Source organism: Rhodopseudomonas sp. (assembly GCF_013377015.1).
Lineage (GTDB): Bacteria > Pseudomonadota > Alphaproteobacteria > Rhizobiales > Xanthobacteraceae > JARJEH01.
The window spans coordinates 765112-784613 of sequence record NZ_JACABA010000002.1; the positions used below are offsets into that span (position 1 = coordinate 765112).

The 19502-nt window shown below is 64.8% G+C and carries 16 protein-coding genes; 4 read left to right on the forward strand and 12 right to left on the reverse strand.

Annotated features, from left to right (window positions below; genetic code table 11):
- The coding region (locus HXX15_RS12095; protein WP_296516918.1) for a GTP-binding protein at window positions 1–124 on the reverse strand (124 nt) is incomplete at its 3' end.
- Between the two features lie 163 nt (window positions 125–287).
- On the opposite strand from HXX15_RS12095, the gene HXX15_RS12100 reads away from it, so the two are divergent.
- Entirely contained in the window at window positions 288–1511 is a 1224-nt protein-coding gene (locus tag HXX15_RS12100; protein ID WP_296516297.1) for a serine hydrolase domain-containing protein, read from the forward strand.
- A gap of 201 nt (window positions 1512–1712) precedes the next feature.
- Here HXX15_RS12100 and HXX15_RS12105 read toward each other — a convergent pair whose 3' ends face one another.
- The gene (locus HXX15_RS12105; RefSeq protein ID WP_296516298.1) at window positions 1713–2480 is read right to left on the reverse strand and encodes an SDR family NAD(P)-dependent oxidoreductase; all 768 of its coding nucleotides are present in this window, start codon (window positions 2478–2480) and stop codon (window positions 1713–1715) included.
- 50 nt (window positions 2481–2530) lie between these two features.
- Window positions 2531–3286 carry a histidine phosphatase family protein gene (locus HXX15_RS12110; RefSeq protein ID WP_296516299.1) on the reverse strand — a complete coding sequence of 252 codons (756 nt, stop codon included), beginning with the start codon at window positions 3284–3286 and terminating at the stop codon, window positions 2531–2533.
- Window positions 3287–3450: 164 nt separating this feature from the next.
- Between HXX15_RS12110 and HXX15_RS12115 the strand changes: the two genes are divergently transcribed.
- Window positions 3451–4236 (forward strand): SDR family oxidoreductase, encoded by a 786-nt coding sequence (locus tag HXX15_RS12115; protein WP_296516300.1) that lies wholly within the window; start codon window positions 3451–3453, stop codon window positions 4234–4236.
- Here the strand turns inward: HXX15_RS12115 and HXX15_RS12120 are convergent, their stop codons facing one another.
- The 3 genes from HXX15_RS12120 to HXX15_RS12130 all read right to left on the reverse strand — a co-directional run bounded on the left by HXX15_RS12120 (window position 4237) and on the right by HXX15_RS12130 (window position 8245).
- Window positions 4237–5355 carry a DUF2778 domain-containing protein gene (locus tag HXX15_RS12120; protein WP_296516301.1) on the reverse strand — a complete coding sequence of 373 codons (1119 nt, stop codon included), beginning with the start codon at window positions 5353–5355 and terminating at the stop codon, window positions 4237–4239.
- A 303-nt stretch (window positions 5356–5658) separates the two neighbouring features.
- Window positions 5659–7365, reverse strand: coding sequence for an IlvD/Edd family dehydratase (locus HXX15_RS12125; protein ID WP_296516302.1), 1707 nt, complete (start codon window positions 7363–7365; stop codon window positions 5659–5661).
- 64 nt (window positions 7366–7429) lie between these two features.
- Complete coding sequence (locus HXX15_RS12130; RefSeq protein ID WP_296516303.1) at window positions 7430–8245, reverse strand: NAD(P)-dependent oxidoreductase; 816 nt, start codon at window positions 8243–8245, stop codon at window positions 7430–7432.
- A gap of 91 nt (window positions 8246–8336) precedes the next feature.
- Between HXX15_RS12130 and HXX15_RS12135 the strand changes: the two genes are divergently transcribed.
- Window positions 8337–9299 (forward strand): SMP-30/gluconolactonase/LRE family protein, encoded by a 963-nt coding sequence (locus HXX15_RS12135; RefSeq protein ID WP_296516304.1) that lies wholly within the window; start codon window positions 8337–8339, stop codon window positions 9297–9299.
- Between the two features lie 375 nt (window positions 9300–9674).
- Here HXX15_RS12135 and HXX15_RS12140 read toward each other — a convergent pair whose 3' ends face one another.
- The 4 genes from HXX15_RS12140 to HXX15_RS12155 form a co-directional block, all read right to left on the reverse strand.
- The gene (locus tag HXX15_RS12140) at window positions 9675–11105 is read right to left on the reverse strand and encodes an aldehyde dehydrogenase family protein (protein WP_296516305.1); all 1431 of its coding nucleotides are present in this window, start codon (window positions 11103–11105) and stop codon (window positions 9675–9677) included.
- Between the two features lie 229 nt (window positions 11106–11334).
- Window positions 11335–13224 (reverse strand): bifunctional diguanylate cyclase/phosphodiesterase, encoded by a 1890-nt coding sequence (locus tag HXX15_RS12145; protein WP_296516306.1) that lies wholly within the window; start codon window positions 13222–13224, stop codon window positions 11335–11337.
- Between the two features lie 391 nt (window positions 13225–13615).
- Entirely contained in the window at window positions 13616–14569 is a 954-nt protein-coding gene (locus HXX15_RS12150; protein ID WP_296516307.1) for a DMT family transporter, read from the reverse strand.
- 165 nt (window positions 14570–14734) lie between these two features.
- Window positions 14735–15646, reverse strand: coding sequence for an intradiol ring-cleavage dioxygenase (locus tag HXX15_RS12155; protein ID WP_296516308.1), 912 nt, complete (start codon window positions 15644–15646; stop codon window positions 14735–14737).
- Window positions 15647–15867: 221 nt separating this feature from the next.
- Here HXX15_RS12155 and HXX15_RS12160 point away from each other — a divergent pair, with 221 nt between their 5' ends.
- Window positions 15868–17121: a serine hydrolase domain-containing protein gene (locus HXX15_RS12160; protein WP_296516309.1), complete on the forward strand. Its 1254-nt coding sequence runs from the start codon at window positions 15868–15870 to the stop codon at window positions 17119–17121.
- Window positions 17122–17124: 3 nt separating this feature from the next.
- Here the strand turns inward: HXX15_RS12160 and HXX15_RS12165 are convergent, their stop codons facing one another.
- Together HXX15_RS12165 and HXX15_RS12170 are read right to left on the reverse strand one after the other, a co-directional pair.
- On the reverse strand, window positions 17125–18666 hold the full coding sequence (locus tag HXX15_RS12165; RefSeq protein ID WP_296516310.1) for an AMP-binding protein: 1542 nt from the start codon (window positions 18664–18666) through the stop codon (window positions 17125–17127).
- Between the two features lie 47 nt (window positions 18667–18713).
- Window positions 18714–19493: an enoyl-CoA hydratase/isomerase family protein gene (locus HXX15_RS12170; protein ID WP_296516311.1), complete on the reverse strand. Its 780-nt coding sequence runs from the start codon at window positions 19491–19493 to the stop codon at window positions 18714–18716.
- Window positions 19494–19502: the final 9 nt, after the last annotated feature.

The window sequence follows — 19502 nt, forward strand, 5'->3', positions numbered from 1 at the left end:
CACCGCCCGTTTCCGCCAACACCTTGGTGATCGCCGCCGTCAGCGACGTCTTGCCGTGGTCGACGTGACCGATCGTCCCGATGTTGCAATGCGGCTTGTTTCGTTCAAACTTTGCTTTGGCCATCGATTTCCATCCTTCGCGGCAGCGCATTTTGCGCAGCCAAACCCGCGGCTGGTTACTGCGGAAAAGCACCCTGTTCAAGCCGGAAGTTCTGGTCCAATCTGCATGTAACAGGCCGGTGACACCCTTTCCTGGCCGCAAACAACAAGATCAATCGGGAGAACCCATGACCACCCCAGCCGCCGCTAAATCCGCCTCCGCGCCGCAAACACCGGCGCTACCGTACGCCAAGCCGGAAACGCTGGGACTGGCGCACGCGCGGTTGCAGAAGATGTCGGACGCGTTCAAACGCGAGATCGATAAGGGCACCACGCCCGGCGTGACCATGCTGGTGGCGCGGCGCGGCCGGATCGGCTGGTTCGAGGCGCTCGGCAAGCAGGATCCGGCGACCGCGACGCCGATGGCACAGGACAGCCTGTTCCGGATCTTCTCGATGACCAAGCCGATCGTCTCGATCGGCATCATGCAGCTGGTCGAGGACGGCCACCTGCTGCTCGACGACCCGCTGCAAAAATTCATTCCGGAATTCGCCGACACCAAGGTCGGGATCGAGCGCGACGGCAAGCTTGAGTTGGAGCCGTTGTGGCGGCCGATCACGCTGCAGGATTTGCTGCGGCACACCTCCGGCATCGGCTATGAGCACGTCGGCACCGGCCCGATCCAGAACATGTATCTCGCCGCCAAGGTCTCCAGCCGCAAGTACAGCAACGCCGACCACGCCCGGATCGTCGCCGGCCTGCCGCTGCTGTGCCAGCCCGGCAGCGCGTTCAACTACAGCCGCTCCACCGACATTCTCGGCCGCGTGCTGGAAGTAGCGTCCGGCAAAACGCTCGGCGCGTTCCTTACCGAGCGAGTGCTGGCGCCGCTGCAGATGACCGAGACCGCGTTCCACACCAGCGCAGCAAACGCCGGCCGGCTCGCGGAGGCGTTTCCGACCGATCCGTGGACCGGCGCTCCGGTCAAGCTGTTCAACATGCTGGAACAGCCGGTGATGGAATCCGGCGGCGGCGGTCTGGTCTCGACCACGATGGACTACGCACGATTCTGCCAGATGCTGCTCAACGGCGGCACGCTGGACGGCACCCGCATCATCGGCCGCAAGTCGCTACAGCTGATGGCGTCCAATCATCTCGGCGCCGAGGTCCCCACCGACAGCTACATCCTTCCACCCGGTCACGGCTTCGGACTCGGCTTCGCGGTGCGCACCGAACCGGGCATCGCGCCGTTCGCAGGCTCGGTCGGCCAGTTCTTCTGGAGCGGGATCGCCGGAACGTTCTTCTGGATCGACCCGGCCGAGGACCTGTTCGCGGTGTTCATGTCGCAAGGGCCGGGCCAGCGCGAATATTTCCGCACGCTGGTGCGTGGGCTGGTCTACGCCGCGGTGGAGTGAGCGGACGGGCACGGACTCATCCTGGGCGACGGAAGCCAATCGGCAATTCTGAGCTGGCGAGTCCGTCATTGCGAGGAGCTCTTGCGACGAAGCAATCCAGAGCTGCACGCAAAGCCTGCATGTGGAGCCCCTAGATTGCTTCGCGTTCGGGTGGCGCTTCGCGCCACCCTCGGCTCGCAATGACGAAGCCGGAATCCGACCTCAGCTGATCGTCGCGCCGCCGTCGATCACCATGGTCTGGCCGGTCATGAAGTCACCGGCGGCGGAGCCGAGGAACACGGCGGCGCCGGCAATCTCGTCGGGAGTGCCGATCCGCAGCAGCGGCGAGCGCGCGGTCGAGGCCTTGAGGTTTTCCGGATTGTCCCACAGCGCTTTCGCAAAATCGGTCTTGATCAGGCCGGGCGCGATGCAGTTGACCCGGACATTGTGCGGGCCGTATTCGCAGGCGAGGTTGCGCGCCAGCTGCATGTCGGCGGCTTTCGAGATCGCATAGGCGCCGAGAATCGTCGTGCCCTTCAGCCCGCCGATCGACGACACGATGATGATCGAGCCGTCCTTGCGGGCGATCATCTGCGGCGCCACCATGCTGATGATCCAGTTGTTGGCGACGATGTTGTTGTCGAGAATCTTGCGGAACTGATCGTCGGAAATGCCCGCCAGCGGCCCGTAATAGGGATTCGACGCGGCGTTGCAGACCAGCACGTCGATCTTGCCGAAGGCGCGGTTGCTCTCGTCGATCAGGTTCTGCAAATTCTCCTTGCTGGAGATGTTGGCGGCGATCGCCACCGCGCGGCCGGCCCCGTATTTGGCGTTGATCTCGTTGGCGACGACGTCGCAGGCGTCCTGCTTGCGCGACGAGATCACCACCTTGGCGCCGTGTTCGGCCATCCGCTCGGCGATGGCGCGGCCGATGCCGCGCGAGGAGCCGGTGATCACCGCGACTTTTCCGGTCATGTCGAACAAGGTCATGAATCTCTCCCCAAGGTTTTTGCGGCGATGTGCCGGTTCAGATTGTTGGTTCAGGCCAATTTGGTCGGCGTCGCCAGCTCCGGTCCGGCCGGCTGGTGCATCGCGGCGTGCGCCGCGTCGGCGATCCAGGGCTGCTGATTGACCATCGGAATCCGCCAGCCGGCTTGGCCGTCGCTGGCGAGATGATCGAGCCGGGTGATCGAGCAATTGTCGATCGTGAAGGCCAGCCCCCGCTCCGGCTGATCGCCGAGCGCGAGCCCGATCGCCGCCTTGATGGTACCGCCATGCGCCACCGCGATCACGTCCTGCCCGGCGTGGCTGGCGTTGATGCGGTCGATGGCGCGGCGGACGCGGTTGTACAGATCCATGAAGCTCTCGCCGTTCGGCGACGGTTCATCGATCGGCGCGAACCAGTAGCTGCCGACCGCGACCGGACGGCTGGCGAAGAACGCCGCGCGGTTGAGGCCCTGCCAGTCGCCGAGATGCTGCTCGGCGAGATCAGGCTCGTGCCGCATCTCCTCCGGCTGCGGAAACCCCGCCGCCCAGATCGCGCTGGCGGTCTGATGCGTGCGTTTCAGATTGCTGGCAAACCACGCTGCGTTGCGCGGCAGCACCTTGCCGACCGCATCGAACACCACGCGGTCGCTGGTGTCGCAGTCCATGTCCTTCTGTCCGTAGATGTTGCCGCCATCGTTGCGCACCGGCGCGTGCCGTACCCACCACCAGCGGGTGGCGACCACGCCGGCGGGAACCGAATGCTGCGCGACGAACGGCTTTTCGGGGGCGGGCGGCGCGGCATTGGACATACAGAAAACCCTTCAATCCTGTTTCAAGTCGCTGTACGTCAGAGCGCAGATGGCCTCAAGTCACTTGTGGCTGACAAGCTGATCTTCATTGCAATCTTCCAGCACATCTGGAATTCCGCAAGGCGGCAAACGCGTCGGCGGAACAATCAATCAGGGAGCAACGCATGGGCCGCCTCGCAGGCAAATCCGTCATCATCACCGGCGCCGGCAGCGGCATCGGTCGCGCCGCCTCGCTGCTGTTCACCCAGGAAGGCGCCAAACTGATCGCGGTCGATCGCTCCGAGAGCGTCAATGAGACCGTTGAATTGGTGCGCAAGGCCGGCGGCATCGCCGAAGCCATGATGGCGGACGCAGGCTCCGAGACCGATGTCATGGCGGTCATCGACCGGGCGGTCTCCACCTTCGGCCGGCTCGATGCGATCTGGGCCAATGCCGGAATCAGCGGCGGGCTGGTGCCGCTCGCCGAACAGACCGTGGAACACTGGCAGGAAATTCTACGGATCAATCTGATCGGCCCGTTTCTGGCGATCAAGCATGCGATGCCGCACATGATCCGGCAGAAATACGGCGCGATCGTCTGCACCGCCTCGGTCGCTGGCCTGAAGTCCGGCGCCTCGGGCCATCCCTACGCGGCGTCAAAGGCCGGCGTCATCAGCCTGGTGCAGACCACCGCCTATTCGCTGTCGGGCACCGGGGTGCGGATCAACGCGGTGTGTCCCGGCCTGATCGAGACCGGCATGACCAAGCCGATCTTCGACAACGCCCGCGAGCGCGGCACTGACGGCAAGATCGGTCAGCTCAACCCGCTGAAGCGCGCCGGTCAGCCGCATGAGCTGGCGGCGATGGGCTTATTCCTTGCCAGCGACGACGCGTCCTATGTCAACGGCCAGGCGATCCCGGTCGACGGCGGCCTGACCGCGTCGATGCCCTATGCGGGCAAGCCGATCTAGCTACGCGTCGTTCAGGCTCGCGACCACGACCAGCTTCTTGACTTCGCCGCGGCGGAACGCCTGCAGGAACTTGTTGTAGTCCTTGAACGAGACGCAGCCGTTGGAATCGCCGCGCGGGCCCAGCATGTAGGTGTGCGCGAGCAGGCCGGTGCGGCCGAAGATTACGTCCTCGCCGCCGATCGGGTTGAGTCGGATCGCCGCCACGCCGTGGAACAACGACTCGCGCGGCGTCAGTTGATAGATGTGCGGCGGCGTCGCACCGTGCATCCGGACGTTGACGTGGCGCGGATCGTCGAGCTTGTCGCCAAGGCCGGAATGCGCTTCCAGCTTGTCGCCGTCCGGCATGTACACGGTCGCGGCCTTGATGTCGTACACCGCAGTGAAGCGATCATCGACCGAGGCGCTGAAGGTGGTGTCGCGGCCGTCGCCGGCGACGCCGCCATCGGCCGACGCATAGGCCAGCACCGGGGTCTCGGCCTCCGGCTTGCCGAACAGCTTTTCGAACAGGCTTGATTTGCGGGCCGACGCGGAAGCCATGATCGCCGCCTTGGCGCGGGCCACCAGCGAGACGTGGCCGGCAGGACGCTGGGGTTGCGGCGCGCGCGCCAGTGACGGACGCGGCGGCGGAATGTTGAGTGCCAGCTGGACCGGCGCAGCCTTCGGCGTGGCTACCTTCGCGGCGGCGGCCTTCGCAGGCGTGGCGGCGGCGCCGGCCGGCTGCGAATCGGCCGCCGCGTCAGCCTGCCGGAAACTGTCCGGTGCCATGCCCAACGAGAAATTCGAATCCATCAGCGCGAAGTACTGATTCTTGCTCGGCGCGGACGGTGCGGCGACCGCAACCGCCGCGGTCTTGACCGTGGCTTGAGCCGGCGTGCTGGCAAGCTGTTTCGGAGCGGCCGGTGCGATCTCAACCGGCGCCCTGGCGGCCAGCACCGTGGGGGCGATTTTCGCAGCGGCCGCCAGCGGCGCAAAGCGTGCCGCGAACGAGATCCGTTCCGGCCGACGGACCGGCTCGGATTCGACGGCCGCGACCGACGGATAGATGCTGGCCGCGAACACGTTGGCGTACACCGTCCAGATGCAGCCCAGCACGAGCAGCGTCACCGCCGCCCCGCCCATGAAACTTCTGGAACTCGCCCTGCGGGTTCCGCGGTGGTGGGGCAGATTACGCGCCCCGTGACTGATACTCATACGACTCGCATCCAGACTGGTCCCCTCGCCTGCGGTGCATCGCGGAACACGAATTCCGGGTTGCCTATCGCAGGGCAGAGGAGCGTCATTAAGGCGAGTTTTAGTTAAATGCGGATTAAGTCCTGGCGGAATCTGGACATGGTTAACGGATTCCAAACCCGGCCCGAAGCGACTGATTCACATCGGCAATCATGCTTCGCCGCGGATCCGCCCGACCGCCTGGCACCAACACTAGGTCTTCCCTGCGCGGGTGAGAAAGTCGAAATCGCAGCCCTCATCAGCCTGCAGGATCGTTTCGTGAAACAGATGGGCATAGCCGCGCCTGGCCCTGTCCGGCGTTTTCGTCGCCGGCAGCGCAGCGCGGCGGCGCTCGAGTTCGGCATCGTCGACCAGCAGTGCGATGCTGCGTGATGCGACGTCGAGCCGGATCAGGTCGCCGTTCCGCACCAGCGCCAGCGGGCCGCCGACCGCGCTTTCCGGCGTGATGTGTAGCACGATGGTGCCAAACGCGGTGCCGCTCATCCGCGCATCGGAAATCCGCACCATGTCCTTGACCCCGGCGCGCGCCAGCTTCAGCGGAATCGGCAGATAGCCGGCCTCCGGCATCCCGGGCGCACCCTTCGGTCCGGCATTGCGCAGCACCAGCACGTCGGAAGCATCGACATCCAGCGCGGGATCGTCGATCCTTTGCGTCATGTCCTCGACCGAGTCGAACACCACGGCGCGGCCAGTGTGCTGCAACAGGCTCGGCGTCGCCGCCGAATGTTTGATCACTGCGCCGCGCGGCGCGAGATTGCCGGTCAATACCGCCATCGCGCCTTCCGGCCGGATCGGATCGCCACACGGGCGAATGACGTCCTGCCCCGGCACCTGCTCGGCGGCCCCGACAACCTCGCGCAAACTGGCGCCGGTGATGGTCCTGGCGTCGAGATCGATCAATGCGCCGAGCTGCGCCATCAGCTTCGGCACGCCGCCGGCGTGATGGAAATGTTCCATGTAGTGCGCGCCCGACGGCTTGAGGTCGATCAGCACCGGCACCTCGCGCGACAATCGATCGAATGCGTCGAGATCGATGCGGTGTTCGGTGCGGTTGGCGATCGCAGTGAGATGGATCAGCCCGTTGGTCGACCCGCCAATCGCCTGCAGCACCACCTGGGCGTTGCGGAATGAAGCCTCCGTCAACAACTCGCTCGGCCGCGGCCCTTTCGCCCTCGCCATCTCGGCGGCGACGCGGCCGCTTTGTTCCGCCGAGCGGAAGCGTTCGGCGTGCGGCGCCGGGATCGTCGCACTCATCGGCAGCGACAGGCCGAGCGCCTCGGTGATGCAGGCCATGGTCGAAGCCGTGCCCATCACCATGCAGGTGCCGACCGACGGCGCCAGCCGCCCGTTGACCGCCTCGATCTCGGTCTCGTCGATCTCGCCGGCGCGGAACTTGCCCCACAACCTGCGGCAATCGGTGCAGGCGCCCAGCACCTCGCCCTTGTGATGGCCGACCACCATCGGCCCGACCGGGATCACCACGGTGGGCAGATCGGCCGACACCGCCGCCATGATCTGCGCCGGCAGCGTCTTGTCGCAGCCGCCGATCACCACCACGGAGTCCATCGGCTGCGCCCGGATCATCTCCTCGGTGTCCATCGCCATCAGATTGCGCAGATACATCGAGGTCGGATGCGCGAAACTCTCGGCGATCGAAATGGTCGGAAACACCATCGGCATCGCGCCATTGAGCATCACGCCGCGCTTCACCGCCTCGATGATCTGCGGCACGTTGCCGTGGCAGGGATTGTAGTCGCTGTGGGTGTTGGTGATGCCGACGATCGGCCGGTTCAGTGCGTCGTCCGAATAGCCCATCGCCTTGATGAAGGCCTTCCGAAGGAACAGCGAGAAGCCCGCGTCGCCATAGCTGGTCAGTCCCTTGCGCAATCCATCGGCCATGCGGTGTTCCTGCTGTTTGATCGTCGCAGTTATGGAGCCGGCACTGGCGCTGTCAATCGCGGCGCTATTTCGACGCCCACACCCGGCTGACTTCGCCGTCGAACTCGATGCTGCAGAACGCACCGCCCTGATAGAAATCGCCGACCGGATCGGCCGCCAGCTTGGCCTGCTCCGTCATCGCGTGCTCGCGGAAATCTTCGGCGCGGCCGGCCGGGCTATAGCCGAGCTCATAGGCGCGGGAATTGTCCCACCAGGCGCGCTCGTTGAACGACGCGCCATAAAGAACCTCGAAATGAATCGCGCGATGCTCCAGCCCGATCCGACACAATTGCACCAGGTCCTCCGGCTTCAGCCAGATCGACAGCCGGCGCTGATCGAGCGGCGCGTCGCCGACATTGCCGATCCGCAGGCAGGTGACGCCAATGCCGTGCTTGTCGGCATAGAGCGCGCCGAGCGCCTCGCCGAACACCTTGCTGACGCCGTAGCGACTGTCCGGTCGCGCCGTGACGTCCGGTCCGATCCGGCGATGCCGGGGATAGAACCCGACGGCGTGGTTGGACGACGCGAACACGATGCGCTTGACGCGCTGCTTACGCGCCGCCTCGAACAGATTGTAGCAGCCGATGATGTTGGATTGCAGGATGGCGTCCCACGGGCCCTCCACCGAATAGCCACCGAAATGCAGAATGCCGTCAACGCCCTTGCAGATCGCTTCGACTTGCGCCGGATCGGCAAGATCGGCGGGCCTGAAGACCTCGCTCGCGGTCAGGTCGGAGGGCGCATCGCGGTCGCTCAGCACCAGATCGGGATAGATCGGCGGCAGCAATCGCCGCAGCCGCGTGCCGATTCCGCCGGCCGCGCCGGTCATCAAGATGCGCATTTCATCCCCTCGCCGCTGCGCCGATTGCTGGCACTCGCGGACGATGATAGCAAACATTCTGGTGAGGACCACAACACAAAGAGAGACAGCAATGTCCGATCGCTTCGCATCCGGCTGGCAGCCCGCAACGCGCTATCCCGACCCAGCGATCGAAGCACTCGATCCGCGGTTTGAAAAATACTGGCTGAAGCTGTCGGCCATCGAGCGCCTCGCCACCGGCTTACGCTGGGCCGAGGGTCCGGTCTGGTTCGGCGACGGCCGCTATCTGCTGTGGAGCGACATTCCCAACAACCGGATCATGAAATGGGAAGAAGAAACCGGCGCGGTCAGCGTGTTCCGCAAGCCGTCGAATTTCGCCAACGGTCACACCCGCGACCGCGCCGGCCGGCTCGTGACCTGCGAACATGGCGGCCGCCGCGTCACCCGCACCGAATATGACGGCTCGATCACGGTGCTGATCGACTCGCTCGACGGCAAGCGGCTGAATTCGCCAAACGACGTGGTGGTGAAATCCGACGGCTCGATCTGGTTCACCGATCCAACCTTCGGCCTGCTCGGCAATTACGAAGGCACCAAGGCGGAGTCCGAGATCGACGCCAATGTCTACCGGATCGACGGCGCAACCGGCGCGGCCACGATCGTCGCCGCGGGCGTGCTCGGCCCGAACGGGCTGTGCTTCTCACCCGATGAGAGCATGCTCTACATCGTGGAATCGCGCGGCGTGCCGAACCGCAAAATTCTGGCCTATGACGTCGCTCCCGGCGGCCAGACGCTCCTCAACAAGCGCGTGCTGATCGACGCCGGCCCCGGCACGCCGGACGGCATGCGCTGCGACATCGATGGCAATCTCTGGTGCGGCTGGGGCATGGGCGACGCCGCGCTCGACGGCGTGATGGTGTTCGCGCCGGACTGCGCGCCGATCGGCCGGATCGCGCTGCCGGAACGCTGCGCCAATCTCTGCTTCGGTGGACTGAAGCGCAACCGGCTGTTCATGGCCTCGAGCCAGTCGATCTACGCACTCTATGTCAACACCCAGGGCGCGTTTGGCGGATAGCGCGAAGCTACGCGACCATCGCGGCGACGCAGAGCGCAAAGAAAATGGCGATGGCACCAAAGCCCAAGGTCAAGAACTGCTGGGCGTTGGCGTTGGATATGCGCGCGTCCATGAATGCCCCTGAGATGCTCGCCGCTAGCGGTTGCGAAATGCCCGCTGGGATAGCCAGACCGCTTCTAGCCAACACCCTCCGGAACGAATACTGGGACGAATACCGGTGCCGGCGGGAACTCACAGGAACGTAGCTGCTTGGGCGCATCTCCTCGTCATTAGGTCCTGCAACGTCCGTAAACGCCGTCGACAAAACGCAAAACGCCGAAGCGGATTGGCATCCACCCCGGCGTTTGAAGTTGATAAGAAACGTAGCTTTCGCGGCTACGCGGCGTTGAAGCCAGCGATCGCCTTGACCTCGAGAAACTCCTCGAAGCCGTATTTGCCCCATTCGCGGCCGTTGCCGGATTGCTTGTAGCCGCCGAACGGCGCGGTGCGTTCGTTCGGCGCGCCTTGCAGGTTGATGTTGCCGGCGCGGATCTGGCGGCCGACCTTGCGGGCGCGCTCGACGGTGCCAGCCGAGACGTAACCGGCCAGACCATAAGGCGTGTCGTTAGCGATCTTCACCGCCTCGGCTTCGTCCTTGGCGCCCATGATCACCAGCACCGGCCCGAAGATTTCCTCGCGCGCGATGGTCATGTTGTCGGTGACGTCGGCAAAGATGGTCGGGCGGACGTAGAAGCCCTTGTTGACGCCCTCCGGCAGGCCGGGGCCGCCGGCCACCAGCGTGGCGCCTTCCTCGATGCCCTTCTGGATCAGGCCCTGGATCTTGTCCCACTGGCCGCGATTGACCACCGGTCCGATCGTGGTGCCTTCGGCGCGCGGATCGCCCGCCTTGGTCTTGTCGGCGACGCCCTTGGCGATGGCGGCGACTTCCTTCATCTTCGCCAGCGGCACGATCATCCGGCTCGGCGCGTTGCACGACTGTCCGGAATTGTTGAACATGTGCATCACGCCGCCGGCGACCGCCTTCTGCAGATCGGCGTCGTCGAGGATCACGTTCGGCGACTTGCCGCCGAGTTCCTGACTGACGCGCTTCACCGTCGGCGCCGCGCGCTTGGCGACGTCGATGCCGGCGCGGGTGGAGCCGGTGAACGAGATCATGTCGATGTCGGGATGCTCGCTCATCGCGGCGCCGACCTCAGGGCCGAGACCATTGATCAGGTTGAACACGCCCTTCGGCACGCCGGCCTCATGCAGGATCTCGGCGAAGATCAGCGCCGAGGTCGGAGTGAATTCGCTCGGCTTCAGGATCATGGTGCAGCCGGCGGCGATCGCCGGCGCGACCTTGCAGGCGATCTGGTTCAGCGGCCAGTTCCACGGGGTGATCATGCCGATCACGCCGACCGGTTCGCGCACCACCATCGCGGAACCCATCGGCTCCTCGAAGTGATAATTCTTCAGCACTTCGAGCGTCGACATGATGTGGCCGAGGCCGGCTCCGGCCTGCATCTTCTCGGCCATCGGCAGCGGCGCGCCCATCTCGTCCGACACCGCGGCGCCGATTTCCTTCATCCTGGTCTTGTAGACCGCGATGATCTTCTCCAGCAGCGCGACGCGCTCCTCGCGCGTGGTCTGCGAAAACGTCTCGAAGGCGCGACGCGCGGCGGCGACCGCCTTGTCGACGTCGGCCTTGGAACCCAGCGCAACCTCATACATCGCCTCTTCGGTCGCGGGATTGACGACCGGCGTCGACTTCTTGACGACCGGATCGACCCAGGCGCCGTCGATGTAGAATTGCATGCGGTTGACCATCGTGAACCTCTTTGATTGCGGGTGGTTTGATCTGTTGAGATGGGAGACGTCGGCGGATGCAGCGTCCGGCGGGCACTGTCGCACGAAAGCCCCCGACGCGAAAGGCTCTGGAACGATGCACGATGCGGGGCCGCGGCGGGCGCGGCGTGGGGGACGGCTCATGCGTGATGCGAAACCGCGATCACCGCCGCCGTCATTTTGCGCCGCACCACGCGGGCGCCGGACTGGCCTAGCCGGCCTGCGCCACCGGCACGACGTCTTCGGCGATTCCGGTCGTGACGTCGCGATAATGCGCGATCGGCTGCGGCCGTCCGATCAGATAGCCCTGCACTTCGTCGCAACCGGCGCGGGCAAGAAAGCCGAGCTGACCGCGCGTTTCAACGCCTTCGGCGATCACCGGCAGATTGAGCGTGCGGCTGAGGCCCAGCACCGCCTCGACAATGGCGGCGGAGTCAGCATTGGTCTCCAGCTTGGAAATGAAGGCCTGGTCGATCTTGATCTTGTCGAACGGGAACGACTGCAGATAGGACAGCGACGAATAGCCGGCGCCGAAATCGTCCATCGCCACCCGGACGCCGAGATTCTGGATCCGGCGCAGGATCGCCACCGCCCCGGCGAAATCGTCGATCAGCACGCCTTCGGTGATTTCGACTTCCAGCCGGGACGCCGCAAGACCGGTCTCGAGCAGCACCGACAGGATCAGCGCCGGCACATCGAGGCGCCGGAAGTCGAGCGGCGAGAAATTGATGGCGATTCCCAGCGGATTCGGCCACGACGCCGCCTCGCGGCAGACGCTGCGCAATACCCATTCGTCGATCGCGCCGATCAGTCCGGTCTCTTCCGCCAGCGGAATGAAGATCGCCGGCGACACCATGCCGCGCACCGGATGATGCCAACGCAGCAAGGCTTCGAATCCGACGATGCGGCCCTGCGCGGTCGCCTGCGGCTGATAATAGATCTCGAACTCTTCATTGACGAGGGCGACGGCGAGCTCGCGTTGCAAGGCCCGCCGCTCCCGGATCTGCGAATCCATCGCCGCCTCGAATAGGCAGATGGTGCCCCGCTTCTCGAGTTTGGCGCGGTACAGGGCGATGTCCGCATGGGCGATCAGCGTTTCGATCTCGTCGCCATCGCGCGGGAAAATGCTGACGCCAGCCGTACAGCCGACGCGGATCACCTGACCGTCGACATCGAATTCAGTATCGCAGATCGCAGCCAGCTGGTCGCAGATATCCTGCGCCGGGTCGTCGCCGCGTTGGGGAGTCGTCACGATCGAAAACTCGTCGCCGCCGGGTCGTGCCAGGTAGCCCCAGTGACAGGTCTCGCTGAGCCGCCGCGCCATTTCGGCCAGTACCGTGTCTCCGGCGGACTGGCCGAACACGTCGTTGATCTCCTTGAAGCGGTCGATGCCGAGACGGATCACCGCAAAGCTGGCGGCCTGCTGCTTGGCCAGCTCCAGGCACTCGGCAATCCGGTGATTGAAGGCCGCGCGATTGGGCAGGCCGGTCGCGAGATCGTGCAGGGCCAGATAGGCGAACCGCGCCTCTGCCTGTTTCTGGTCGGTCACGTCCTCATGCTTGCCGATCCAGCCGCCATTCGGCATCGGCCGCAGCGTGACGTTGATGTGCCGTCCGTCCTGCAATTCGATGATCAGACTCGACGGGCTGCCACTCACGATGGCGCTCTGCATCTCCGCCAGTTGCCGGCCATCGGTGATGCTGTTGCCGGCCGAGCGCGCAATCTCCAGCGCCTCCTCGAATGTGCAGCCGGCAACGGCCTGTCCGGGCGGAATCATGTAGATGTCGAGCAGCCGCTCGTTCCACAATTGCAGCCGGCCGTCGGGCCCGAACATGCAGATGCCCTGCGGGTCGCCGTTGATCAGCGCCTGCAGCTGCATGCCGCGCTCGTCGAAACTGCGGCGGTTGCGGCTGTCGGCAACATTGCCGAGCCACGCCACCGCGGCCACGGCCGTCGACCAGATTCCGCGCGCGGCGCCGATTTGCGCGCGCGCCTTCTGAAACAGCCAGTACGTCGTCCAGCCGGCCAGCAGGCACACCGCGCCCGCAAGCGACAGCAGCCAAAGGTCGGCAGGCTCCGGACCGTTCAAAATTCCAGTCATGGCAATTCCAGCAGTTCGATCGACTGGTAGCTGTAACAGTACGGCTTTGCTCAATGCTTAAGGACCGGGTGGGGCTTTCAGCAACAAATAGACAAAAAACTAACCCAGGTAGTATTACGGGGCGACCTGCAGATCGTTGCCGGCAGCCGGCGCGCGGCGCCGCGTTTGATCAATCGCCGCAGCGGTGAACGTCAGCGCCGTCCCGGACGGGGCAGACCCCATCGATCGCGGTGCATCGCCGCGCGCCGCGCCGGTCGGTGCTGGTAACTGTCGATTAATGTACTTCGATGACGCCGGGCGCCGCTCGCACGTCGATCGGTCCGGGACCCGACGCCAATCATTGACTTCCGCTGCGGCGAAATCGGCTCGCAGGGAAGGATAGCGCAGATTTTCAGGCGCCCGGATTGGGCTCGGCCGGGATCGGAGGCTGCTGGCGGCGGCTGTGCTCGCGATGCGCCGTATAGATGCCGCTGGCGACGATGATCGCGGCGCCGACGAAGGTCCACAGATCGGGGATCTCGGTAAACACCAAGAATCCCAGAATCGAGGCCCACACCAGCTGGCTGTAGGAGAACGGCGCCAGCACCGAGGCGTCGGCATAGCGAAACGCCAGCACCACCAGCCATTGGCCTGTGGTGGATGCGACGCCAATGGCGACGCCGATCACGACGTCGCGCCAGGTCGGCGCCACCCAGACCAGCGGCGCCAGCGCGCTCAGCAGCAGGAAACCGACCAGCGCCGAAAACGCCATGGTGGTGATGGCGCGGTCGGCACCGCTGATCATCCGGGTCATGATCAGCGTGAACGCCCAGCTCAGCGCCGACAGGATCGGGAAAATCGCCGCCTGATTGAACGCTGCGGTGCCCGGCCGCACCACGATCAGGACGCCGATCAGGCCGACCAGCGTCGCCACCCAGCGCCGGACACCGACCTTCTCTCTCAACAGAACAATCGATAGCGCGGTGACGAACAACGGCGCCACGAAGGAGGTCGCGGAGGCGGCCGCGATCGGCAGATAGCGCAGCCCGGAGATGAAGAAGATCGAAGCCAGCACCAGCGCCAGCCCGCGCAGCGCTTGCAGCCCCGGCCGGGTCGAGCGCAACACCGTCGATGGCCGCCGCGACGTCGCCACCACCGGAACGAGGATCAGCAGAAACACCAGAAACCGGATCCAGGCGATCTCGAGCGCCGGCAGCGTCAGCGACAGGTATTTCGCCAGCGCATCCGAGCAGGCCAGAAACACCGTCGAGCCGATGATCAGCGCGATGCCGCGCAGCGGATGATCGGTGTGGCGGTGGGTCGGGCCGCGACGGGCGTCAGTCGAGGATGGCGAAGTGGTGGTCAACGGTCCGCCGGAGCTTGGAGGTGGGGAATCGGCTCCCCGACAACGGCAAAGCCTGCTCAAATATCGTCTGACCAAACGATGTTCACGGCAAACTCGCAAGGCCGGAAAACAGGACTCGGATATGCGCCGTCCGCCCGCGACAGCGTGACGCGTTCGTAACCCGCCTCAGGCGTGCTCGGCGGCCGGCAGCATCGGCTTCGGCGCAGTACCCTTCCCCGGCTTCAGGCGGAACTCATAGGTCATCAGATGCCACGGCCCGGACGCTGGCTGGCCATCCGGCATGGTTGCATCGTTGCGGACCTCGATTTTCGAAATCAGCTCGTCCTTGACCCCGAACACCACGTCGGAATCCAGATATTTGTCGCCCTCGATGAAGACATGGGTGATCAGCGGCTCGTAGCCCGGCGCGTTGACCAGGAAATGCACATGGGCCGGCCGCATCGGGTGCCGCCTGGTTTCCAGGATCAATTCTCCGACCGGTCCGTCGATCGGAATCGGGTAGCTGCACGGCAGAATGGTGCGGAAGAAGAACCGGCCGTCGGCGTCCGTGATGAAGCGCGCCCGCAGCGACGGGCCCGCGGTCTCGTAGGACGGCTTCTGCGAATCATAGAAACCCTCATCGTCGGCGTGCCAGATATCGACCGGGACGCCGGCCAGCGGCTTGCCGGCAAGATCGGTGACGCGGCTTTGCACGAACATCCGTTCACCTTCGATATTCGCCGAGATATCGGTGCCGTGCGGCATCGGCTTGTGCTCGCCGACATAGAACGGCCCGAGCACCGTGGTCTGGGTGGCGCCCTCGCGCTCGCGATGGTTGACCGCGTCGACCAGCATTGAGACCCCCAGCACATCCGACAGCAGGATGAACTCCTGCCGGCTCGAGGTGCATTTCTGCCCGGTCCGGGTCAGAAAATCGATTCCCTGCTCCCACTCCCCAAAGGTCAAATCGGTCCGCCGCACGAAATCGTGTAGCGACCGCACCAACTCGCTCATCAGGAATTTCAGCCGCGGATTCGGCGTTTCCTCAAAGCTCTTGATGACTGCGGCGGTGAGCTCGGTTTCGTCGAATTGGGGCATCGGCTGGTCCTGTTCAGGTTGGCGGCGGAGGCTACACCAAGCCTTGCTGGATGATAAGCGCCGGCGCCGCGAGGCGGCCCCCGCGGGCGATCAACATTCGGTTCCTCAACCCGATAGAACGGCGCAAGATTTTCCGCTATCAGAATTCCGGATCGGCGACGCTGTTCTTGCAGCGGTCTCGCCGGAATCGACGATCATTGCGAAGTCATGGAGTGTCTCGAATGCCGGCCCCCGCTCTGCTCCCCACCTCCGCGCCCGCGGCGACCGCCGGCATGTCCGAGACCGCGTTGCGCCGGATCGATGATCATCTGAAGCGCGTCTATCTCGATTCCGGCCGCTACGCCGGCACCCAGACCCTGGTCTGGCGCCGCGGCCAGATCGTCCACAGCGCGGTGCAGGGCTTCGCCGACGTCGAGCGCAAGGTTCCGGTGAAGGACGACACCGTCTTCCGAATCTATTCGATGACCAAGCCGATCACCTCGGTGGCGTTCATGATGCTGTTCGAAGAGGGCCGCGTGGCGCTCGACGAGCCGGTGGCGAAATACATTCCGGAATGGGCCAATCTCGGCGTGTTCCAGGCCGGCATCGCGCCGAATTTCCTCACCAGGCCGCCGGCGCGGCCGATGCAGATCGTTGATCTGCTGCGGCACACTTCCGGCCTGACCTACGGTTTCCAGAACCGCACCAATGTCGACCTCGCCTATCGCGACAAGAAGATCGGTGAGTTCGAACTCGCGGGTACGCTGGACACCATGATCTCCGATCTCGCCAAGATTCCGCTGGAATTCTCGCCCGGCGAGGCCTGGAATTACTCCGTCGCCACCGACGTGCTCGGCTATCTGATCGGCAAGATCAGCGGCATTTCGTTCGAACAGTTCGTGCACCAGCGCATCCTCGATCCGCTCGGCATGACCGACACCGATTTCTTCGTGCCGAAAGACAAGGCGCATCGGCTGGCGGCCTGCTACGCCGCCGACGGCAAGGGCGGCTTCACGCTGTATGACGATCCCGCCACCAGCTCGTATCTCGCACCGCCGTCCTTCATCTCCGGCGGCGGCGGGCTGCTTTCGACCGCCAAGGACTATTTGACCTTCTGCCGTGCGCTGCTGAATCGCGGCGAACTCGACGGCGTCCGGCTGATCGGGCCAAAAACGCTGGCGTTGATGACGACAAATCATCTTCCCGGCGGCCGCGACCTCACCGAGCTGTCGAAGTCGATGTTCAGCGAAGCCACCAATGCCGGGATCGGCTTCGGCCTCGGTTTCGCGGTGACGATGAACCCGGCGCTGGCGCTGTTGCCCGGCAGCACCGGCGAATTCTACTGGGGCGGCGCCGCCTCGACCGCATTCTGGATCGATCCCGCCGAGGATCTGATCGCGATCTTCATGACGCAGCTGATCCCGTCGAGCAGCTACCCTGTCCGGCGCGAGCTCCGGACTCTCATTTACGGGGCGATCGACGACAGCAATCTGTAGCGGTCAAATCTTGCGGTCGCGACCGGCCCAGAACGGATCGCGGACCGCGCGGCGTAGCAGTTTGCCTACCGGGCTCTTCGGTACTTCGGCGATGAAGTGAATCGATTTCGGCACCTTGTAGCCGGCCAGCCGCTCGCGAGCGAAGGCGATCAGTTCGGCTTCCTCGGCGACAGCGTCGGCCCGCAGCGCGACGAACGCCGCGACCGCCTCGCCCCATTTGTCGTCGGGCAGCCCGACCACCACCACCTCGCGCACCGCCGGATGCGCGTTCATCGTATCCTCGACCTCCCGCGGATAGACGTTGTACCCGCCGGTCACGATCATGTCGGAGGTGCGGTCGACCAGATAGAGGTAGCCGTCCTCGTCGAAACGGCCGACGTCGCGGGTCCGGATCCAGCGCCCCGGCAGGAAGGTCTGCGCATTCAGCTCGTCGGCGTTGTAGTAGCCCTTCATGCCGAACGGGGTGCGCAGCACGATTTCGCCGGGCTCGCCCGGCGCGACCTCCGCGCCCTCTTCGTTCACCAGCCGCACCTCGCAATCGATCGAGGGCCGGCCGCACGACGCCAGCCGCTTCTCGGCATCCGGGCCGACATGATCCTGTTTCGTCAGATGCGTGATGAAGATCGGCGCTTCCGACTGGCCGTAATACTGCGCGAACCGCGGGCCCCACAGTTCGAGCGCGCGCTGAATGGTCGGCCGCGGCATCGGCGAGGCGCCATAGATGATGGTGTTCACCGATCGCATGTCGACCTGTTCGATGCCGGGATGGTCGAGCAGCATGCCGATCATGGTCGGCACCAGATTGAGCGCGGAGGGTCGCCAGCGCTCGATCGCATCGATATAGCTCGCGGGCGTGAACCCGGGCAGCACTGCCGCGATGCCGCCGCGCAGCCAGTACGGCACGATGAAGCAGCCCGAGGCGTGGATCATCGAGGCGGCGTGCAGCATCATGTCGCCTTCGCCGACCTCCATGTTGATCAGAACGTTGGTCGCCATCGCGGCCCAGCTCGCCTGGGTGTGCTCGACCGCTTTCAGCCTGCCGGTGGTGCCCGAGGTGAAGATGGTGACGACCACGTCGTCGGGCTCGGCGACCCGCGCGGGATGCGTGTCCGGCACGCCTTGCGCCAGATGCAGCAGGTCGTCGGGATTGGACGCGTTGCCGACGCAGATCAACTTCAGCCCCTGCATCGACGTCGCCAGTTCGCGGGCGCGCTCGGCGAGGTCGGTGCCGTGGATCAGCAGACTGACGCCGGCGCCTTCCAGCATCTGCTGTTGCTCCAAAGCCGACAGCCGCGAATTCATCGGCACCCGCGACAGCCGCGATTTGACGAAGCCGAAATCGATCGGGATGGTGTAGATCGAATTGTTCAGCAACATCCCGACCCGGCTGCCGACCTCGAGACCGAGCTTGTCGATGAACACATTGGCGATCCGGTTCGACAGCAGATCGATTTCCGTGAACGTCAGCTTCTGGTTGCCGAACATCACCGCGGTTTTCGGCCCGTGATAAATCGCGCCGCGCCGGATCATTTCCGTTGCCAACATCGCCGTTTCCTCGTTTGTTCGTTCTTGCTTGAATTGGTCTTAGGAATTCACTTCCCGGGCCACACCGGCTTGCGCTTTTCCGCGAACGCCTTGAGGCCTTCCTTGGCGTCCTCGGTCATCGCCAGCAGCGCGATTTGGCTCTCGGTGTAGGCGATGCTTTCATCGAACGACATCGAGGCGATCGCGCGCATCGCATATTTGCCGCGGCGGATCGCGGTCGGCGATTTGTCGATCAGGCGCTTGATCAACCAGTCGAGTTTTGTATCGAGTTCGGCCGCTGGCACCACATGGTTCAGCAATCCGGCCGCCAGCGCGGCTTGGGCGTCGAACGGCTCGCCAGTCAGCGCCCATTCATTGATCAGCCGCCGCGGCGCGATCTCCTGCAACAGGCTCATGACCTGCATCGGAAACACCCCGACCTTGACCTCGGGTAGCCCGAACAACACATTGTCGGCCGCCACCGCCATGTCGGTCATGCACAACAGGCCCATGCCGCCGGCCATGCAGACGCCGTTGACCCGCGCGATCGACGGTTTCGTTGCGCTCTGCGCCAACCGCAACAGATCGGCATAGTCGACATTGGGTTTTGCGAAATCGAACGCGAAGGCGGCGCCGGTGGATTGCAGATCGGCGCCGGCGCAGAACGCCTTGTCGCCCGCCCCGGTCAGTACGATGACGCGGATGTTGGGATCGTCATGGGCCTCGCGATAGCCCCGTGTGATCCCGGCGACCACGCCGGCATTGATGGCGTTGCGTTTGTCGGGGCGGTTGATGGTGATCCAAAGCGCATGCTCGCGCTTCTCGATCACGACGCTGTCGTCTGTCATGGATTACTC